Origin of the sequence: Streptomyces sp. CNQ085 (assembly GCF_022614595.1) — a bacterium.
GTDB lineage: Bacteria > Actinomycetota > Actinomycetes > Streptomycetales > Streptomycetaceae > Streptomyces.
The window spans coordinates 16259-33736 of the sequence record NZ_JAJFAU010000036.1; the positions used below are offsets into that span (position 1 = coordinate 16259).

Here is a 17478-nt window from a genome sequence, read left to right on the forward strand (position 1 = left end):
CCTGGCCCGCGGCCACCACTTGGCCCGCGTGGAGCGCCACGAGGTGGTCGCAAAGGCGGGCGGCCAGGTCGAGGTCGTGCAGGACGGCGAGGGTCCAGCACGCCGGCCGTGCACTCCAGCACGGTCCCGTCCCCGTCCAGCACGAACACCACCGCGCCGCCCCGCGCGGGACCGGGACCGGTGTCGTGGCGATCTGTGGTCGGGCTCACTCGGCTGCCTCGCTCCATGAGAGTGCGACGCTACTTTCTGCCATTCAACCCCGACGGGAGCCCGTGCGCATGACGACGGCCGTCCGCTCACCGGCCCGGCGGGGCGCATACCGTGAGGACGGACGGTTATCCCCGTGGGCCGGACGGGAACCGCGGTGTCCTCCGCGTGCCCCCGTAAGAGGGAAGGCGGCGGGGGGAGGGCGATCAGGAACGCCGACAGGCCCAGGGTGGTCTCCATCACCGTCCAGGTCCGCAGGGTGGTCTTGACGTCCATTCCGAAGAAGCGGCTCACCAGCCAGAAGCCGGAGTCGTTCACGTGCGAGAGAACCGTGGCGCCCGCCGCGACGGCCACCACCAGCAGAGTGAGCCTCAGATCGCTCAGGCCCGCGGCGCGGGCCGCGCCGGCTGTCAGGGCGGAGGCGGTGGCCAGGGCGACCGTTGCCGAGCCCTGGGCGACGCGCAGCAGGGTGGCGATCACGAAGGCCTGGACGATCAGTGACATGCCCAGGCCCGACAGGGAGTCGCTGAGCGCGCTTCCGATGCCGGACAGTTCCAGCACACCGCCGAACATGCCGCCCGCTCCGGTGATCAGGATGATGGGGCGGACCGGCCCGAGGGCGCCGTCGACGATGTCGCCGACCTTCCCTGACGTGACCACCGAGAAGCGGTCCGGCATCCCCGCGGGGCGGCCCGGCGACGCCCGCGAGGTGGCGGCCGTGGTCACCTTCCTCGCCGGGCCGGACGCCGACTACGTCACCGGCGCGTCGTGGGCGGTCGGCGGCGGCATGCTGCGGATGGGACCGCAGGCCGGCTCCCATCCGGGGAGCGACTCCTGGCGCAGTCCCTGAACGGATCGCGCCGGGGGCGTCCGTTGCTCCGGTTGGTGGACGCCGGTTTCCCCCGGTGTCGTGAGAGGGCAGCATCGGACCGGGAAGGCCCGGCGAGACGGCCTGACAAGACGGCCCGGACGAGAGACGGTGTGGTGATCGGCCGTGACGGAGACCGAGCGCGTGCCGCAGGGCGCGCCCTGCTGGGTCACCCTGCTGGCTCCCAACCCGGAAGCCGCACAGCGCTTCTACGGCGAACTCTTCGGCTGGCGGTACCGGCCGGGTTCGCAGCGGCTCGGCCACTACGCCGTCGCGCTGGCCGGGGACACCCCCGTGGCCGGGCTGGGGGAGACCAAGGACAGCCTGCGCACCTTCACCGCCTGGACCGCGTACTTCGCCTCCGACAGCGTCGATGCCGCGGCCGGCCGGGTGCGCGAACGCGGGGCGACCGTCGCCGTGGGCCCGGTGCGGTTCGCCTCCGGCCGGGTGGCGTGGGCGGCCGACCCGGCGGGAGCGGTCTTCGGGATCTGGGAGGGCGGCATCGACCCGGAGTGGCAGGCCGGGAGCAGGGTCAACGCCCCCTCCTGGCTGGAATTGCTCACCCGCGACGCCTTCGCCGCCGCGCTCTTCTACGGTGAGGTGTTCGGCTGGGACAAGGGGGATCCCGGACGCTACGACATCCGTTACGAGCACGACCGGGTGATCCTGCGCATCGACAGACGCACCGTGGCGGGACTGAGCGGCGGAGCGGTGGAGGACGCGCCCGATCCGCGGATTCGGCCGCACTGGCACGTCCACTTCCGTGTCGAGGACGTGGACGCGGCGGCGGTGAAGGCGGAGGCGCTGGGGGCCGAGGTGGTCTCGGCCCCGGCCGACACCCCCTCGGGGCGGCAGGCGGTCGTCCGGGACCCGCAGGGCGCCCTGTTCTCGGTCGAGAACAGGGCGCCCTGAGCCGGCCGGACCCGCGTGGGCGCGCGGGCCGGTCGCCCGCCTCCCCGCCGAAGTGTCCCAGCGGGAAGCGGCGGCGACCGACGGCCTCGGCGTAGCCGCGCGTCATCCCCAGCCCCGACCGCTCCGGTCCGTACCGCGCCCCGGCCGGATACCCGGTCACCGTCACTCCGCTCCCCAGGTCGTCCCGTCGTTACCCACGCCGTGACACCGCGCCGCCGCCCCGGCGGACCGCTGGGGGCCGACCTCCGTTCGATACCGGGCGCATGGGAGCGGGCGGGCCGGGCGGTCGGCCGCCTCCGGAGCCGCCGGTGGGACACGCGCGCCGGCGTTGCGTCAACTCACTGTCATATCAAGGAGGTTTCGGGGAAGATCCCATCCGACGAGTCCGCCGCCGACAGAGGTGAACGAAGATGGTCCGCTCCGACAGGTCAGCGCCCTCCCCGGGGTGGATCGTCATCCTCCTGCTGGTGGCACTCCTTCCGGCCGGAGCGCTGCTGGCCGGGCAGACGCGCCTCCTGCCCGGACTGGAGAACCCGTTCGCCACCGAGGCCGAGGACCGTACCGGTCCCGCGGTGCTGAAGTCCCTCAGGGACATGAGCCGCTACGAGGGCGCCTCCGGCACCTTCCAGGTCGTCGTCGACCTGGACAAGGACGCGAGGTTCCTGCCGGACGCGGTACGCGGCAGCCGGACGCTGTTCGTCGGCACGGGCAGCGTCGGTGCGTACGTGGAGCTCGGCGGTCTCGGCGAGGAGGCCGTCACGGTCGAGGACGACCGCAGGAGCGCCACGGTACGGCTGCCGCAGGCCCGGCTGGAGAAGCCCGCGTTGGACGCCGAGCGCTCGTACGCCGTCACCAAGGAGCGCGGTCTGCTGGACCGGCTCGGCGACCTCTTCTCCGACAATCCGGGCGACGAGCGGGAGGTCCACCGGCTCGCGGTCGAGCACATCGGCGAGGCCGCGCAGGAGAGCGGACTGGCGGAACGGGCCGAGGCGAACACCCGGGACATGCTGGAGAGCCTGCTGCGCTCCCTGGGATTCGAGCGGGTCTCGGTGACCTTCGGCGAGAAGGAGGGCGGGCGCGGCTGAACGCGGGCGCCGGGCCCGCCCCGTCCTTCGCGCGCCAGTACGCCGCGATCCTGGCCTCGCCCGACCGCACACCCTTCTGCGGGCCGTCACCGTCCCGGCGCTGGTCGTCCACGGCGCCGACCGGAGCGGGGCCGGGGTGGAGCCGGCCGGTCCGGGCATCGCCTGGTACGAGGACGCCCCGGCGGGGGCGGGGCGGTCGTCGTCCACGTCGGCATCACGGTCGCGGCCGGGCCCGGCGCGGGGGGCGGCTTCGAGATCGTGGACCTGCCCGGCATCGAGCGGGCCGCCACCGTCGTCCACCGCGGTCCCACGGACCGCGTCATGCCCACCGCCCAGGCCCCGGCCCGCTGGATCGACACCAGCGGTCACCGCTCGACCGGCTAAGCGCGGGAGCTGTACCTGGAGTGCCCGCAGGACGGGGAGGGGTGGGTGACCGAACTCCAGGAACCGATCACACGGGCCTGACCTCGCGGGGCACAGGCGCCCGCGTCCGCCCGCCACGGAGGTGGGAGCGGGCGCCGGCCGCCCCGTGCGCCGGTCACGGCCAGGAGGTCTCGCTGCGCGGCACCACGACCACCTCGGGCATCACGCTGCCCTCGGGAACCGCCAGCGCGCACATGACCGCGTCCGCCACGATGTCGGGACTCTGCAGCTTGGAGGTGTCCGCGTCGGGGAAGCGCTCCGTCACGAACGGGGTCTCCATACCGCCCGCGATCACCCCGGTGATCCCGATGCCGGGGCAGTCGCGCTGAGCCTCCTTGAAGAGGGTGTGGGTGAAGGCGCGCAGCCCCGACTTGCCGGCCGAGTACGGGCCGGCCTCGGTCCAGGTGCGGTTGGACGCCGTGGAAAGGATGTTGACGATGTGTCCGCCACCGCGGGCGACCATGCGCCGGTAGGTCTCCAGGCACATGTACATCGGGCCCAGCAGATTGGTGGAGACCACTCGGGTGACCTCCTCGGCGGTCAGGCGCTCGATCGGCCTGGAGACGTCCACGGCGGCGTTGTTGACCAGGATGTCCAGTGGCCATGAGGCCTCGTCCAGCCCCTGGAAGGCCGTCTCGACCGTCTCCGGGTCGCGGACGTCCACCTCCAGGAAACGCACGTCCGCGCCCTCCTCCTCGCTGAGCCGGGCGCAGAACTTCTCGCCCTCCTCGCGGCGTACGTCCACCACCCGCACGGCGGCCCCGGCCCGCGCGAGACGGCGGGTGATGGACGCGCCCAGGCCGCGGGCGCCGCCCGTCACCAGCGCGTTCCCGCCCTCCAGATCCAGCCGTACCGCTCCGCCCACGGTGCTGCCTCCTCACTCGGCCGCTGCGGCCGCTGTGGTGTCCGCGCCGGAGTGCCCTCCGGCCGGAGGGCGAAACGGGTGAGTCCGCCCCGCGGCGTCCGCACGGCGCCGTTTTCACCCGGACGGACCAGGCCGCCGCGGACGGCGGGGGAGTTCCGCGCGACCGGACCCGGGCGCCACCGGGGCGCCGGCCCGTACTGGGGCCTCAGCAGTTCGGCGACCTCGCTCGCCCGCCAGGCGAGCACCTCGCGCAGGATCAGCACCGCACGCTGCCGGGGCGCCAGGTGCTGGAGGGCCGCGACGAAGGCGGGCCGGACCGATTCCCGCGCCACGGCCGTCTCGGCCGGATCGCCCCCGCCGGGCAGGACCCGGCCGCCGGGTACCGGCTCCACCCGGGCGGCCTTCGGGAGGGCGGGCCCCCTCGGGTTCTCCGCACCCGAGGGGGAGGACAGGTCCATGGGGCGGGCACGCCTCCTGCTCCTCCTGCTCCTCCGAGCATGTCCGGGCACACGTTGGTGGCGATGCGGTACAGCCACGACCGCGGTGAGGAGCGGCCCTCGAAGCGGCCCGGGCGCGCTCAGACCTCCGCCCGGTCGGGTTCGGGACCCCGGCGGCGACGGCGGCGGGGCAGCCGGAAGCGGCGCTTGAGTTCGTACAGCACCGGGTGCCGGTCCCGCTCCTCGCGGGTGTAGCGGTCCAGTTCCTCCGCCAGACGCATCGAGCGCTTCTCCACGTCCAGCTCGTCCAGTACCCGGTCGAACTCCGACAGCAGAGCCCCCAGCAGGTGCCACTGGCGCGGATGCTCCTGGACGCGGGCGAGCAGCAGGTGCGCGACCCGTTCGCGCCCGGCGCGCCCGGCCTCCATCTCGGCCGCCAGCCGGTCCTCCGCCTCCTCGGAACTGTCGCTGTCGGCGCTGGTGACCAGGACGGCGAAGCTCTGCACAGCTCCGGAGAGGTGGCCGAACAACTCCTCCACGGCCTCGGCCACCTCGTGCGGGAACAGCGGTTCCTCCTCGCGGGCCCTGGCCAGGTCGGTGAGGGTCCGCGACATCGCGCGCATCACGGTGGTGCAGATCTCCAGGGTGTCCAGGCCCGTCCGCAGGACTACCCGGGACAGCAGCGCCTCCTTGACCCGGGGGTTCAGTCGCAGGCTCTCCTCGGCCTGGACGAGGGAGGCGTCGACCTGCGCGATGTCGTTGTCCAGCCGCCGGGCCTCGTGGAGCCGGGCGGCCGCCCGGTGCACCGGTGTGGGGACGCTCAGCTGCTCGCCCATGCGCAGCAGCAGCCGCCGCATCCGGCCGGCCAGGTCCACCAGCGCCTCCTCGGCGGGCTGTACCCACACCGGAGGCACGAACAGGAAGTTGAACAGCAGACCCACCGCGGCGCCGATCAGGGTCTCCAGCACCCGGCTCAGCGCCAGGTCCGTGGCGTGGGAGACCCCCAGCACCAGCATGGCGCTGATCGCCACCTCGGGGATGAAGTCGCCGGCCCGCACCAGATGCCCGACGGCCAGGGAGGTGAGGATGAGCAGGCCCAGGCTCCACCAGCTCAGGCCCACCAGGGAGCTGAAGCCGACGGCGACCGTGACACCGGCCACCACGGAGTTGACCCGGGTGATGCCCTTGGTGATCGTGGCGAACAAGGTGACCTGGACGACCAGCAGCGCGGTCAGCGGTGCCAGCAGCGGGGCTCTGGCGTCGGTCAGCCAGAGGGCGGCGGAGTAGGCGAGCGTCGCGGCCGCCGTGGAACGGAGGGCCTGGACGACCACCGGCTCCCTGCGCCGCCGCACCAGCTCGATCACGGGTACGGGAACTTCAGGCACACTACGGCCCTTCCCGTCCGCGGAAGATCGACACCGCCTCTCCTCCCAGCGCCCCGCCTGCGGAGTCCCACTGCCGCACCGCCGGGGGGGGGGGGGGGGGGCCCCCCCCCCCCCGCTGCTGGTCGCGCCCGGCGGTCCTCCCCGCTTCCTGGAGCCAGGCCACGGCCCCCTGCTGGGCATGAGCGCGACCTTGGACCTGGGGCTGCACTGGCCCGACGCCTACGAGGAGCTGCCGCCGGAGGCGACGGTGGTGTTCTACACCGACGGCCTGGTGGAGAGTCGCGGCAGGCCGATCGACACCGGCATGGACCTGCTGCGCCACCACGCCTCCGCCCTGGCCCGCCACGATCTGGAGGAGTTCTGCGACGAACTGCCGGAGCGCATGGACCCCCGCGGTGACGATGTCGCCCCGCCGGCCCTGCGGCTGCCTCGGTACGGGGAGGGCAGCCCCGGCGACCGCACCCCGCCGCCGTCGCGCGGCGAACCAGCGCACAGCCCGGCGGACCCGTCCAGGTCGGCCCCGGGGGCCGAGGCACTGGACGCCGAGGAGATCTTCACACAGGCGCCCCGCGGAACCGACCGGCCGCCACTGCCCTGAGACTTCCGGAGCCCCCGGGAACCCTGGGCCTCTGGGCCTGCCGCCGACCGCCCGCCCTTCCAAGGCGAACGCGTCCCCGGGCACGCGTTCCCGCCGTCGCCCGGGGTACCGCGGGCGCTGCTGGTCGCGGGCTGACACGGCCCGGACACGGCTCGACGACCGCCTGACCGCGTACCCCGGAGGGACCGTCCCCCTCCGGGGTACGCGGAGACCGGATCACGGAGGCGGGATCACGGGGGCGGGGGCCGGAGTTCGCGGCCGAGCACGGTCCGCGCCGCGGCGATGTACGCCGAGGCGCGGGGCAGCTCGCGGAAGGCGTCTGCCATGATCTCCAGCACCGCGGACAGGGCCTGGACGGGCAGGTCCCTGGCGGTCATGATCCGGCCCGTCCATGCGGTGAAGCCCTCGAACAGCCCCGGATCGTCGACGTACAGCGCGGCCACCAGGTACTCCACGACACGGTGGAGGTCCTCGACGGTGTACTCCCTCCGGCGCCCGGTGAACTCCCGAAGCCACGGGAACCGTCCGGGCAGCACCGCCACGACCTCGTCGACGAGCCGCTGGCGGGCCTCGTCGACGAGGGCGTGCTCGCGGTCGGCCAGGTGCGGCAGCGCCTCCTCGGCGGTCGGGGGGAATTCGGGCGGGGGCACGATGCCGGCCGCGAGGCGCTCGGCCGCGCCACGGGCGCTGCCGGCCCAGGCGTCGGCGCCCAGCAGGCGGGCGTAGCGGCCGTCCGGTCCGAAGCCGGCGCCGCCCGCCAGCACGGGCACTCCGGCGGTCCGGCAGGCGGTGACGGCCGCGTGGGCCACGGGCAGCCGTACGGGCAGGGAGCACGACAGGGCCACCGCGTCCGGGCCGGTGGAGTGAAGGTGGGACACCAGCTGCCGGGTGGACACATGGGCTCCGAGGAAGTCAACGTGCCAGCCGCGCAGTCGCAGCACCTCGGCGACCAGCCGGGCGGGCAGCGTGTGCCACTCGCTGTCGGCGCAGGCCACGGCGATCCGGCCGAGCCGGGCGGGTACCCGCGCCGCGGGATGGCCGGCGACCGCGGTGACGGCGCGGTCGCTGACGGCGGTGGCCGCGTGCTCCTGGGCGACGGTGAGCCGGTTCTCCGCCCAGCGCACGCCGACCCGCCGCTGCGCGGGCGCGACGATCTCCAGCAGGATGTCCTCGGGCGGGAGGCCCTGGTCCAGGGCCTCGGTGACCTGGCCGACGGCGGAGCGCTCGTCCGCGTTCTCCAGTGCCGTCCAGAAGCTCTCCATCCGGCGCCGGAGGGATTCCGTCTCCGGGTTCACCGGTCGTCTCCCGAACGGACGGTTCCGCCCACCGTGCTCAGCGGGGTCCGGTGGGCGGCGGTGACGGCCACCAGCGCGATGTCGTCGTGCTCCCGGCCCGCCAGCCACTCGGAGGTGAGCATCCCGACGCGCTCGACGACGGCCTGGGCTTGCAGGCCCGCGCAGGAGGCCAGCGCGTCGGCCAGGCGCTCCTCCCCGAACAGCTCGCCATAGGGTCCGCCCCTGGCCTCGGTGACGCCGTCGGAGTACAGCAGGCAGGTCTCCCCGGGCAGGAGAGTGGTGGAGCAGGAGGTCGCGGACGCCTCCGGCAGTACGCCGACCAGGGTGCCCGAGGTGGGGGCGGCCTCCACCGTCCCGTCGCGCCGCAGGAGCAGTGGCGGCGGGTGCCCGGCCGAGGTCAGCCGCAGGGTGATCCGGCCGGTGGCGGGGTCGGGAGTGCCGAACGAGGCGAGTACCAGGGTGACGAACCGGTTCTGCGGGCCGCTCAGCAACGCGCGGTTGAGCAGGTCCAGCAGCCGTACGTGGTCGGACTCGACCAGCCGCAGAGCCGCGAGCGTGTTGCGGATCTTCCCCGTCAGAACGGCCGCCTCCGGCCCCTTGCCGGCGACGTCGCCGAGCACGACGTCGGTCTCCCGGCCGGGCCCGCCGGCGGGGTGCACGTCATAGAAGTCGCCGCCGATGCTCTGGGCACTCTGTGCGGGGCGGTAGGATCCGGCCAGCTCCACGCCCTCCGGATGCGGCAGCGCGGGCGGCAGCAGCTCACGCTGGAGCACGGCGACGGTGGCGACCTGCTCCGCGTAGAGCGCGGCGGCCGAGATCGCCGCACCGGCACGGGCGGCGAAGACCCGGGTCACGGTGTCGTCCCCCAGGGCGGCGCCCCCGGCACGCCGTAGCAGCACCATCGCCCCGGCTACCTCACCGCTGCCCGGCAGCGGGACGACCGCCGTGGAGGACGGGGGGCCGAAGCCCTCGGGCAACAGCCACGCGGGGGCCTGGCCGGGGGCGACCGGCCGGAAGGACACCGGCGGGAAGCCGGCCAGCGCCTCGGCCAGCCCCGGCATCTCCTCCGGGGGCGCGGACAGGATCTCCTCCTCCAGCCGCCCGTCGGAGACGGCCCGGGTCACCTCCGGACGCCTGTCCCGTGACAGGCGGACCACGACGGCCGCGTCGGCGAGGTGGTCGGCCGCCAGTCGTGCGGTCGCCACCACGCACCTGCGCGGGTTGAGCGACGCCTGGAGCCGGGCGGAGGCCCGGGCCAGGAAGGCGGTGCTCTCCCGCTCCGACCGCAGCGACCGCTCGGTGTCCTCCCGGCCGGTGACGTCCGACAGCCACCAGGCGGTGTGCCCGTCCGGCAGAGGAGTGGCGTACGCGGTGAAGGCGCGCCCTTGGAGGGGGCCGTGCGCCGTCGCCGTCGTGATCGGCTCCTCCGCCGCGGTCGTCTCGGCTGTCTCGGCCGCCTCTGCTTCCGGCCCGCCGTGTCGTCCGCCGTGTGCGGCGGCGACCAGCCAGCCGGGCGCCACACCGGTGTCCAGCGGGACTCCGGGGGCGAGGCCGGGCAGCAGAGCCCGCGTGGCGGCGTTCACCAGCGACACCCGCCCCCGCCGGTCCACCGCGACGACCGGCGCCGGCGCCGACTCGACCGCCGACTCGGCCAGGACGCGGCCGTGCGGGGCGGTGGGCCCGTCACCGCCGCCGGTCCGGGCGTGCGCGTCCCCGGAGATGTCTGGAAAGCGAGGAGGGTTGCTCACGGAAGAACAGGGGCACGGCACCCGGGGTGCTCCGCCCGGTCCCCCCTTCGATGATCGACACGGATGAACGGTTGTTCTCTGCCAAGATTCTCGCGTAGGGGGTGAGAGGCGCAAACCGGCCCCCTCACGCTCCCAGCGCGCCGGAGTCGCGGTCGGAGGCGGGCCACACGTATGGCAGATCGTCCGGCACGTCGGTGAACAGGGGCGCATAGTGGTCGGGGTCCTTGCGGAGCAGGGAGGAGCGGTGGCTGCGGTGGAAGGACGGCTCGCCCAGCCAGGGCGGCAGCTCACCGGCCGCTTCGAGCTCCTCCTGGGAGCGGGGGACGGCGATGCCGGTCGCGTGCCGCAGATCGGTCAGCATGGTGGCCTCGCAGGTGTCGGCGCGTCCCGCCAGGCGCCAGTGGCGGCAGATCTCCATGCCATAGCGGACCAGCGCCTCCTCGTACCCCGTCCACATGCGTACGGCCGGGTGCCGGGCCCAGCCGTACCCGGGCACGGTCAGGGCGCGCAGCACCTGCAGAGCCTCCACCCGCTGCTTTCCCAGCCGCCGCGCGTCGAGCACACGGGCGGTCCCGGCGAAGTCGGGGAGCGGCAGGAACGTCTGCACGGTGTCCCATCCATCCCTTCCGTCCCCCTCGGTGCGGACTGTGATCATCGCAGTCCGCGCCGTGCGCCGCAGTCCGGGGGCGGCCGACCGGGTGCCCGGCCGGCCGGCCCCGGAGTGTCCGGAGTTCCGCGGGGTCAGCCCTCACGGGCGTCGACGGCATGGCGGATCCTGCCCACCGAGCGCTCCAGGGTCTCCGGGGCGACGACATCGACATCGGGACGGCGAACATGCCATAGGGGTAGCTGTCGCGCGGATCGGCCTTGGTGGTGAACGGGAAGCGCGCGAGGTCCGCCAGGGAGCGGCAGTCATCCGGTGTGACGCCCGCCGCCCGGAAGGCGTGCCGGTGGTGCTCCCCGTTGTCGTACGCGTGCCGCGGGGACGCCGTGCGGCACCGCGGGCCCGCCTCGCGGCCCTTGAGGCCGACCGACCATTCGGTTAGCTTTGCGGCGACGTCAGGTAAACCGAGAGCCGAACCGCCTGTCAAGGGACGGGACGTCCGCCGGTACGGTCACCCCGCCCCCGGCACACGGCGGACACGGCAGCGGATACGGCAGACAAGGGGAGATCTCATGGCAGCGGCACCGGGAACCGTCGGCGTGGTGGGCGGCGGGCGGATGGGCGCGGGCATCGCGCAGTCCTTCGCGACTGCGGGCTCGGCCGTGGTCGTCGTCGAGAGCGGTGAGGAGGCCGCCGCGGCGGCCCTGGAGCGTGTCGCCACCGGCCTGCGCCGGGCCGCCGAGCGAGGCAGGCTGGAGGAGCCCGCCGAGCGGGTTCTGGCACGCGTCACCACCGTCACAGCCGTGGACGGACTGCCGGCCGGCGCCGACCTGGTCGTCGAGGCCGTCCCCGAGGACCCCGCACTCAAGGCCCGGCTGCTCGCCGCGGTGGAGAGGGCCGTGGGCGGGTCGGCGGTGCTGGCCACCAACACCAGCTCCCTGTCCGTCACCGAGCTCGGCGCCGCGCTGGCCCGCCCCGATCGGTTCCTGGGCATGCACTTCTTCAACCCCGTGCCCGCCTCCGCCCTGGTGGAGCTGGTCGTGGCCGGGCGGACCGCGGACGACACCGTGCGGGCCGCCCTGGAGTGGACCCGCGCCCTGAACAAGAAGGACGTCGTTGTCAGGGACTCGCCCGGCTTTGCCAGCAGCCGGCTGGGCGTGGCCCTCGGCCTGGAGGCGATCCGGATGGTGGAGGAGGGCGTCGCCGAGCCCGAGGCCATCGACGCCGCCATGAGCCTGGGCTACAAGCACCCGATGGGGCCGCTGCGGCTGACCGACCTCGTCGGCCTCGACGTGCGTCTGGCCATCGCCGAGTACCTCCACGGCGCCCTGGGCGAGCGCTTCGCACCGCCGGAGCTGTTGCGGGAGAAGGTCGCCCGCGGTGAGCTGGGCCGCAAGACCGGCCGGGGCTTCTACACCTGGGAGGACTGAGGCCCGGCTCCTCCCGGCTCCCATCGGGGCCGGGAATCACGCCGCCCAACGCTGTCGTACTCGCACGGAAAGTGACATCCTTCACTCCCCGGGGGTTCGGCGACCACCCTCTGGTGCTCTCTCGGGACCCCTGGGACACGCTGCTGGAACTCAACATGTGGCGCCACAACGGCACGGCGCAGGACATGAGGCTTCCTCGACCGGGTGCTGTTCGCCGCCTTCCCGGACGATCTGCGCCACAGTGCCCAGCGCTGGTTCACCGCCCCCTCCTGTCTGGTCCTGCTCGACAACTGCCACGCCGAACAGGGGGTGTCCTCCTGGATCTGCTGATCGGCGCCCGCCGGCCCGGAGAACTGCGGAAGGCCTTCGTCTTCGTGTCCGGATCGAAGGAGTGGTCCCGTCCGAGTCGTACGAGGACGGCCAGGCGATGATGGCCATGACGCGATACTGGTCGCGGTCGAGGCGGTCCGGTCGGCCGGTTTCGGGGGTGGCGCAATGACCGGCAGGGGCATCGGCCGCATGTTCCGCGGGATGTACGGGGCCAGGAAGGTACGGGGAGCGACCGGCCCGCTGTCGTTCGACGGCGGCGCAAACCGGGAGAGCCAGGCGATTCCCATTCCGAAGCTGGGCGCCGACGGTTCCCCGGACTACATCGAGACGATCGTCGTCGAGGTCATGCCGGAGGGGGGTCGAGCTGGTCGCTGATGGGGCAGATGCGCAGGGCCTGCTCGATGACACGGCTGCGCCGGTCCCCCTCGGCGGAGGGCAGCGAGACGTCGGCGGTGGCGTCGAAACGGTAGTGCTGGGCGCCGCCGTTGCTGAGCCGGACGCGGGCGGTCACCTCGCTGCCGGAGGGGTCCACGCCGGTCTCGGTGGCCGCGATGACCAGCGCCTGGTGCAGGCAGGTGGCCAGCGCGGCCGCGTACAGCTGCTCTGGGTCGTACCCCTGCCCGCTGCCGCCCAGCTCGCTGGGGGTGCCGACCGGGAGGCCGGCCCTCCCGGACACGTCCACCCGGCCGGTGCCGTGCAGGGAGCGAGCCTGGGCGGTGTACAGATCCTGTTGGGTTGGGGCCATGGGGAAGGTCTACCCGTGCGCCTCGGCGGAAGGCGCCCCCGAACGTGTGACGCGTTCGGGGGCGCCCCGCCGGTCCCGAGCGGCCTTCTCGTCCCGGCCCGCGCCTCAGCCCGCGTCCTCGACACGCATCCGCACCTCCTCGGCCAGCCTGTCCAGGCTCAGGCCGAGGGAGGTGTCGATCTCCTCCCGCGGGGGCGCGTGGCTCTCGTCGAGGAAGGACAGGTGCACGGTCACCTCGCTGGCGCCGCTGCCGATGCCCGCCACCTGCAGCCAGCCCGCGTACGCACCCTCGTCGCGGGTGCCCCACTCCGCCCGGAACTGCTCGGGCCGGGTGCGGAACAGCGCCCGGACATCGTGCCCTGTGCGGTCCTCGTGCACGGTCACGGCCGGAGGGTCCTCCACATGGGCGTGGAGGTCCGACGGAAGCCAGCGGTCCAGCCGCTCCAGATCGCTGACCTGGCCGAAGACCAGCTCTGGCAGGGCGGGCATGGTGCGGGAACGCTCGTACTCACTCACCGGGTCCCACTTTCGGGTCGTACGACATCGGACCCGGCACCGCGTACCCCCCGTCCGGGCCGGGTATCCCCGCGCCCTGCGCACGGCCCGCTTCCGGCGGGTCAGCCGAACCCGCCCGCCGCGTCCAGGATCCGCCCGGCGACCCCCACGGAGTCCACCAGCGGGTGCAGTGCCAGTGCCCGCAGCGCCGCCCGGCGCGAACCAGTGCGCGCCGCCTCGATCGCGGCCCGCTCGACGGCCTTGAGCGTGAGGATCAGCCCGAGCTGGTCGGCCGCCACGGCGCCGGCCGCCAGCGGGCGCGCGCCGGAGGCGTCCACCATGCACGGCACCTCGACCACCGCGTCCCCGTCCAGCCCGGGTACGGCGCCGCGGCCGGGGACGTTCAGGATCAGCGTGGTGCGCTCGTCCCGGGCGATCGCCCGCATCAGGGCCAGCGCCACCCGGTCGTAGCCCCCGCCCTCCAGATCGCAGCTGTCGCGTTCCCAGCCACCGGAGGCCTCGCGGCTCTCGGCCAGATAGGTCTCCTCGCGCTCGCGCCGGGTGCGCTCCCACTCGCGGTACGCCCGCGCCGGGTCGTCCGGCCGTGCCCGCTCGTAGAAGCGGGACTGCTGGTCGCGCAGGAACTCCCCACGCGTCTGTCCGGCCCCGCGGACGGCGGCGACCGCCTCGCGGTTGAAGTAGTAGTGGTGCAGGTACTCGTTGGGCAGCGCGCCCAGCGTCCGCAACCAGTCGGTCCCGAACAGCCTGCCCTCCTCGAAGGAGGCGAGCGCGGCCGGGTCGGCCAGCAGCTCGGGCAGCCGGTCGCGGCCGTCCACCGTGATCCGGCGCAGCCAGCCCAGGTGGTTCAGGCCCACGTAGTCGTAGCCGGCGCGGTCCGGGTCGGCGCCCAGGGCGCGCGCGGCGCGGCGGCACAGGCCGACGGGGGAGTCGCAGATGCCGATGACGCGCTCGCCCGGGCCGCGCTCGCGCAGGACGGCGGCCATCGCCTCGGTCACCATCCCCGCCGGGTTGGTGAAATTGATGGTCCACGCCTCGGGGGCGAGTTCGGCGATCCGCTCGGCGACGCGTACGGCCACCGGCAGGGTGCGCAGGCCGTACAGCACGCCCCCCGCGCCCACCGTCTCCTGCCCCAGCACCCCCTCGGCCAGCGGGATCCGTTCGTCGCGCACCCGGCCGGCCAGGCCTCCGACCCGGATGGCGGAGAAGACGAAGTCGGCGCCGCGCAGCGCCTCGTCGAGGTCGGTGGTGGCGCGCAGCGCGGGGGCGGGGCCGGTGTGCCGCCCCCGCTGGTGGGCGAGGACCGCGCCGATCGCGTCCAGCCGTGCGCGGTCGGTGTCGTACAGGACGAGTTCGGTGACGCGACCGGCCCGGTCCCCCGTGTCCTCCAGCAGCGCCCGGTGGACCAGCGGCACCCGGAACCCCCCGCCGCCCAGCACGGTGAGCCTCATGCCCGGCCACCTCCGGCAGCCGCTCCCGGCAGGGTCCACGGCACGGTCGTCACGAGGTCATGTCTCACGTCGCCACGGTCTCACACCGGACCCGCGCCGGGGGCACGGGCCGGCCGCCGGGCCGCTCAGCCGTGGTCGACCAGCTCCGCGTGCCCCTGCGTCCGCGCGCAGTGGGCGGAGCAGAAGAACCGGCCGTCGGCCGACTGCGATCCGTGGCCCAGGATGCGGCACTGGCAGTTCTCGCAGATGGGCGCCATCCGGTGCGCCGCGCACTCCAGGCTGTCGAAGACGTGGACGGCGCCCGCCGCGCGCACCTCGAAGGCCATCTCGTAGTCGTTGCCGCATACCTCGCACACGCTCATGACATGTGTCCCTTCCGCCGGTCGTCCGCTGGGTGGGTCAGCCGCAAGGATGGCGGCGGGCCCTCGGCGGCCCCCTCCGCGACGCGGCGGCCGGGCTCCGACCGGCGCACAGCCGCCACCCGCCCGGCCGACGCGCCGGGGCGTCACGATGCGAGTGACGTGACATGCTCCCGACAGTAAGGTCCGGGTTCCGGACATCTCCTCTCCGCCGGCGGGGCATGGCCGGCCGTGACACCCACGGCGGGACCCGGCAGGGCACGCACCGGCGGACCGGGAGGACGGGACGATGACGGCGGCCGCGGAGACCAGGGGCTGTCGGCGGGCGGGGAGTTCGGCGGCGCGGTGTCGGTGATGACGGAGTTCGCACCGCCCGGCCGGCGCGGGCTGTACGGAGCGTGGCAGTCGTTCACGGTGACGCTCGGCCCGCTCGCCGGCGCCGGCCTGGCCGCCCTGCCGGCCACGGCGCTGGGCGAGGCGGCCCTCCACGAGCGGGGCTGGCGGCTACCGTTCCTGCCGGCCGTGCCGATGGGGCCGGCCGCGCTGTGGCTGCGACTGGAGGAGACGCCCTCCTTCCGCCGTGTGTCCGGTGCGGAGCCCACGCCCGCCGGGGCCTCCCCACCGTCCGCCGCCGCGACCCGGTGGGCCATCGCACTGGGGATCGACGCGGCCTGAGACGGCCCCCGGCCCCGGGCCGCCGTGCCCTCACCGCGCGGTGGCCGAGGCCCTCAGGGCGGCGATCACCTCCTCGTCGCCGACCTGGTGGAAGTCCTCGTACCACTGCCCCACCCCCTGGAAGGACGCAGGCGTCTCCAGGCACACCAGGCGGTCGGCCACCCGCTCCATCGCCGTGGCCGCCTGCACGGAGGAGACCGGGACGGCCAGGACCAGCGCCTTCGGCTCCAGGACGCGGGCGGCGTGCAGCGCGGCGCGCGCGGTGACGCCGGTGGCCAGTCCGTCGTCGACGACGACCACCGTACGGCCCCGCAGAGCCGGGGCGGGACGGCCGCCGCGGTACAGGTGCTCGCGGCGGCGCAGCTCCGCCCGCTCCCGCTCGACGTGCCCGGCCAGGTCCCCGGCCGTCAGACCGAGCATCCGCAGGGACTGCTCGTCGAACAGCGGCGGTCCCTCGCCCGCCACGGCCCCGATGCCGAACTCCGGGTTGAACGGCGCGCCGATCTTGCGGGCGACCAGCACGTCCAGCGGCGCGTGCAGCGCGCGGGCGACCTCCTCGCCGACGGGGACCCCGCCCCGGGGCAGGGCCAGTACCAGCGGGTCGCCGATCTCTCCGGAGCGCCGGAGGTCGCGCAGCGGCTCGGCGAGCATCCGGCCCGCCTGCGTGCGGTCGTGGAAGCGCATGGTCTGTCTCCCCTCGCTTCCGGCGGGCCCGCCGCGCGGAGACCGGAGACCGGTGCGGCGGCGGGACGGGTCACCGGGGCACCGTCTGTCCGGCCATCCGGACGAACCAGTCGCGGGCCGCGGCGGCGGCCTGGTCGAGGGTGCCGGGCTCCTCGAACAGATGGGTGGCGCGGGGCACCACGTGCACCGTGCACGGGGCCGACAGCCGTGAGGCGGCCTGCTCGTTCAGGCGCAGCACCTCGTGGTCCTCGCCGCCGACGATCAGCAGGACGGGCGCGGTGACCCGGTCCAGTGCGCCGCCCGCGAGGTCGGGCCTGCCGCCCCGGGAGACCACGGCCCGCACCCGGTCGGGTTGCTCGGCCGCGGCCACCAGGGCCGCCGCGGCGCCGCTGCTGGCCCCGAACAGGCCGATCGGCAGCCGGGCGGTGCCCGGACGGCCGCCGAGCCAGTCGACCGCCGCCACCAGGCGCCGCGCGAGGAGGGGGATGTCGAAGCGGTACTCGGCGGTGACCGAGTCCGTCCGCTCCTCGTCCTCGGTGAGCAGGTCGAACAGGAGCGTGCCCAGCCCGGCGTCCTGCAGGACCCCGGCCACGGCCCGGTTGCGCGGGCTGTGCCGGGAGCTGCCGCTGCCGTGGGCGAAGGCCACGACGCCGCGGGCCTCGTCGGGCACGGTGAGGTCCCCGGCCAGGGCGGCCTCCGCGTCGGTGGGGATCCTCGGTGTCTGGGGGAGCATCGGCCGCCTCCCGTGCCGTGGGGATCGGTGCGCCGCCGGGGTACCCGCCGGCCGCGGCGGTATGCGTCCGGGAACGGGGTGGTGTGCCGCCGCGCCCCGCCGGCCCGCCCCACCGGCCCGCCCCGCCGGCG

General features: G+C 74.7%; 17 protein-coding genes and 6 pseudogenes. 9 read left to right on the plus strand and 14 right to left on the minus strand.

From position 1 onward, the window contains the following. Positions 1-885: pseudogene (locus LJ221_RS23435) on the minus strand (hypothetical protein); the annotation flags it as partial. On the opposite strand from LJ221_RS23435, the pseudogene LJ221_RS09270 reads away from it, so the two are divergent. From LJ221_RS09270 to LJ221_RS09285, 4 genes and pseudogenes are all read left to right on the plus strand, one after another. Further along, positions 857-1057, plus strand: a pseudogene (locus LJ221_RS09270) (SDR family oxidoreductase); the annotation flags it as partial. The pseudogenes LJ221_RS23435 and LJ221_RS09270 overlap by 29 nt on opposite strands. Positions 1058-1201: 144 nt before the next feature. Next, a complete protein-coding gene (locus LJ221_RS09275) occupies positions 1202-1987 on the plus strand; it encodes a VOC family protein (protein WP_241715311.1) in 786 nt (261 codons plus the stop codon). 410 nt (positions 1988-2397) lie between these two features. Further along, positions 2398-3072, plus strand: a complete 675-nt coding sequence (locus LJ221_RS09280; RefSeq protein WP_241715312.1) for a DUF4230 domain-containing protein — start codon at positions 2398-2400, stop codon at positions 3070-3072. 130 nt (positions 3073-3202) lie between these two features. After that, positions 3203-3537, plus strand: a pseudogene (locus LJ221_RS09285) (GyrI-like domain-containing protein); the annotation flags it as partial. A 73-nt stretch (positions 3538-3610) separates the two neighbouring features. Here LJ221_RS09285 and LJ221_RS09290 read toward each other — a convergent pair. From LJ221_RS09290 to LJ221_RS09300, 3 genes and pseudogenes are all read right to left on the minus strand, one after another. Continuing rightward, positions 3611-4360, minus strand: coding sequence for an SDR family oxidoreductase (locus tag LJ221_RS09290; RefSeq protein WP_241715313.1), 750 nt, complete (start codon positions 4358-4360; stop codon positions 3611-3613). Positions 4361-4566: 206 nt separating this feature from the next. After that, positions 4567-4925 (minus strand): annotated as a pseudogene (locus LJ221_RS09295) (sigma factor-like helix-turn-helix DNA-binding protein); the annotation flags it as partial. A 12-nt stretch (positions 4926-4937) separates the two neighbouring features. Continuing rightward, positions 4938-6182 carry an aromatic acid exporter family protein gene (locus tag LJ221_RS09300; protein WP_241715314.1) on the minus strand — a complete coding sequence of 415 codons (1245 nt, stop codon included), beginning with the start codon at positions 6180-6182 and terminating at the stop codon, positions 4938-4940. On the opposite strand from LJ221_RS09300, the gene LJ221_RS09305 reads away from it, so the two are divergent. Next, positions 6103-6780 carry a SpoIIE family protein phosphatase gene (locus tag LJ221_RS09305; RefSeq protein WP_308314748.1) on the plus strand — a complete coding sequence of 226 codons (678 nt, stop codon included), beginning with the start codon at positions 6103-6105 and terminating at the stop codon, positions 6778-6780. The genes LJ221_RS09300 and LJ221_RS09305 overlap by 80 nt on opposite strands. Positions 6781-7010: 230 nt before the next feature. Here LJ221_RS09305 and LJ221_RS09310 read toward each other — a convergent pair whose 3' ends face one another. From LJ221_RS09310 to LJ221_RS23930, 4 genes and pseudogenes are all read right to left on the minus strand, one after another. Beyond that, positions 7011-8075: a B12-binding domain-containing protein gene (locus LJ221_RS09310; protein WP_241715315.1), complete on the minus strand. Its 1065-nt coding sequence runs from the start codon at positions 8073-8075 to the stop codon at positions 7011-7013. Then, positions 8072-9823 (minus strand): SpoIIE family protein phosphatase, encoded by a 1752-nt coding sequence (locus LJ221_RS09315; protein WP_241715316.1) that lies wholly within the window; start codon positions 9821-9823, stop codon positions 8072-8074. Before LJ221_RS09315 ends, LJ221_RS09310 begins: the two co-directional genes overlap by 4 nt. A gap of 124 nt (positions 9824-9947) precedes the next feature. Beyond that, positions 9948-10430, minus strand: coding sequence for an MSMEG_6728 family protein (locus LJ221_RS09320; protein WP_241715317.1), 483 nt, complete (start codon positions 10428-10430; stop codon positions 9948-9950). A gap of 208 nt (positions 10431-10638) precedes the next feature. Continuing rightward, positions 10639-10914: pseudogene (locus LJ221_RS23930) on the minus strand (hypothetical protein); the annotation flags it as partial. A gap of 85 nt (positions 10915-10999) precedes the next feature. Between LJ221_RS23930 and LJ221_RS09330 the strand changes: the two are divergent. From LJ221_RS09330 to LJ221_RS09335, 3 genes are all read left to right on the plus strand, one after another. After that, the gene (locus LJ221_RS09330) at positions 11000-11857 is read left to right on the plus strand and encodes a 3-hydroxyacyl-CoA dehydrogenase family protein (RefSeq protein WP_241715318.1); all 858 of its coding nucleotides are present in this window, start codon (positions 11000-11002) and stop codon (positions 11855-11857) included. A 204-nt stretch (positions 11858-12061) separates the two neighbouring features. Further along, entirely contained in the window at positions 12062-12187 is a 126-nt protein-coding gene (locus tag LJ221_RS23440) for a hypothetical protein (RefSeq protein ID WP_302851976.1), read from the plus strand. Positions 12188-12352: 165 nt separating this feature from the next. Next, positions 12353-12562, plus strand: a complete 210-nt coding sequence (locus LJ221_RS09335; protein WP_241715320.1) for a hypothetical protein — start codon at positions 12353-12355, stop codon at positions 12560-12562. On the opposite strand, the gene LJ221_RS09340 is transcribed toward LJ221_RS09335, so the two are convergent. From LJ221_RS09340 to LJ221_RS09355, 4 genes are all read right to left on the minus strand, one after another. Next, positions 12531-12932, minus strand: a complete 402-nt coding sequence (locus LJ221_RS09340) for an OsmC family protein (protein WP_241715322.1) — start codon at positions 12930-12932, stop codon at positions 12531-12533. The genes LJ221_RS09335 and LJ221_RS09340 overlap by 32 nt on opposite strands. 105 nt (positions 12933-13037) lie before the next feature. After that, positions 13038-13448, minus strand: coding sequence for an SRPBCC family protein (locus LJ221_RS09345; RefSeq protein ID WP_241715324.1), 411 nt, complete (start codon positions 13446-13448; stop codon positions 13038-13040). Positions 13449-13549: 101 nt separating this feature from the next. Then, entirely contained in the window at positions 13550-14896 is a 1347-nt protein-coding gene (locus LJ221_RS09350; RefSeq protein ID WP_241715326.1) for a 6-phospho-beta-glucosidase, read from the minus strand. 125 nt (positions 14897-15021) lie between these two features. After that, positions 15022-15258 (minus strand): hypothetical protein, encoded by a 237-nt coding sequence (locus tag LJ221_RS09355; protein ID WP_241715328.1) that lies wholly within the window; start codon positions 15256-15258, stop codon positions 15022-15024. Positions 15259-15564: 306 nt separating this feature from the next. On the opposite strand from LJ221_RS09355, the pseudogene LJ221_RS09360 reads away from it, so the two are divergent. Then, positions 15565-15915: pseudogene (locus tag LJ221_RS09360) on the plus strand (MFS transporter); the annotation flags it as partial. 45 nt (positions 15916-15960) lie between these two features. On the opposite strand, the gene LJ221_RS09365 reads toward LJ221_RS09360, so the two are convergent. Both LJ221_RS09365 and LJ221_RS09370 read right to left on the minus strand, forming a co-directional pair. After that, positions 15961-16614 carry a phosphoribosyltransferase gene (locus LJ221_RS09365; protein WP_241715330.1) on the minus strand — a complete coding sequence of 218 codons (654 nt, stop codon included), beginning with the start codon at positions 16612-16614 and terminating at the stop codon, positions 15961-15963. A gap of 70 nt (positions 16615-16684) precedes the next feature. Continuing rightward, on the minus strand, positions 16685-17347 hold the full coding sequence (locus LJ221_RS09370) for a dienelactone hydrolase family protein (RefSeq protein ID WP_241715332.1): 663 nt from the start codon (positions 17345-17347) through the stop codon (positions 16685-16687). Positions 17348-17478 lie beyond the last annotated feature (131 nt).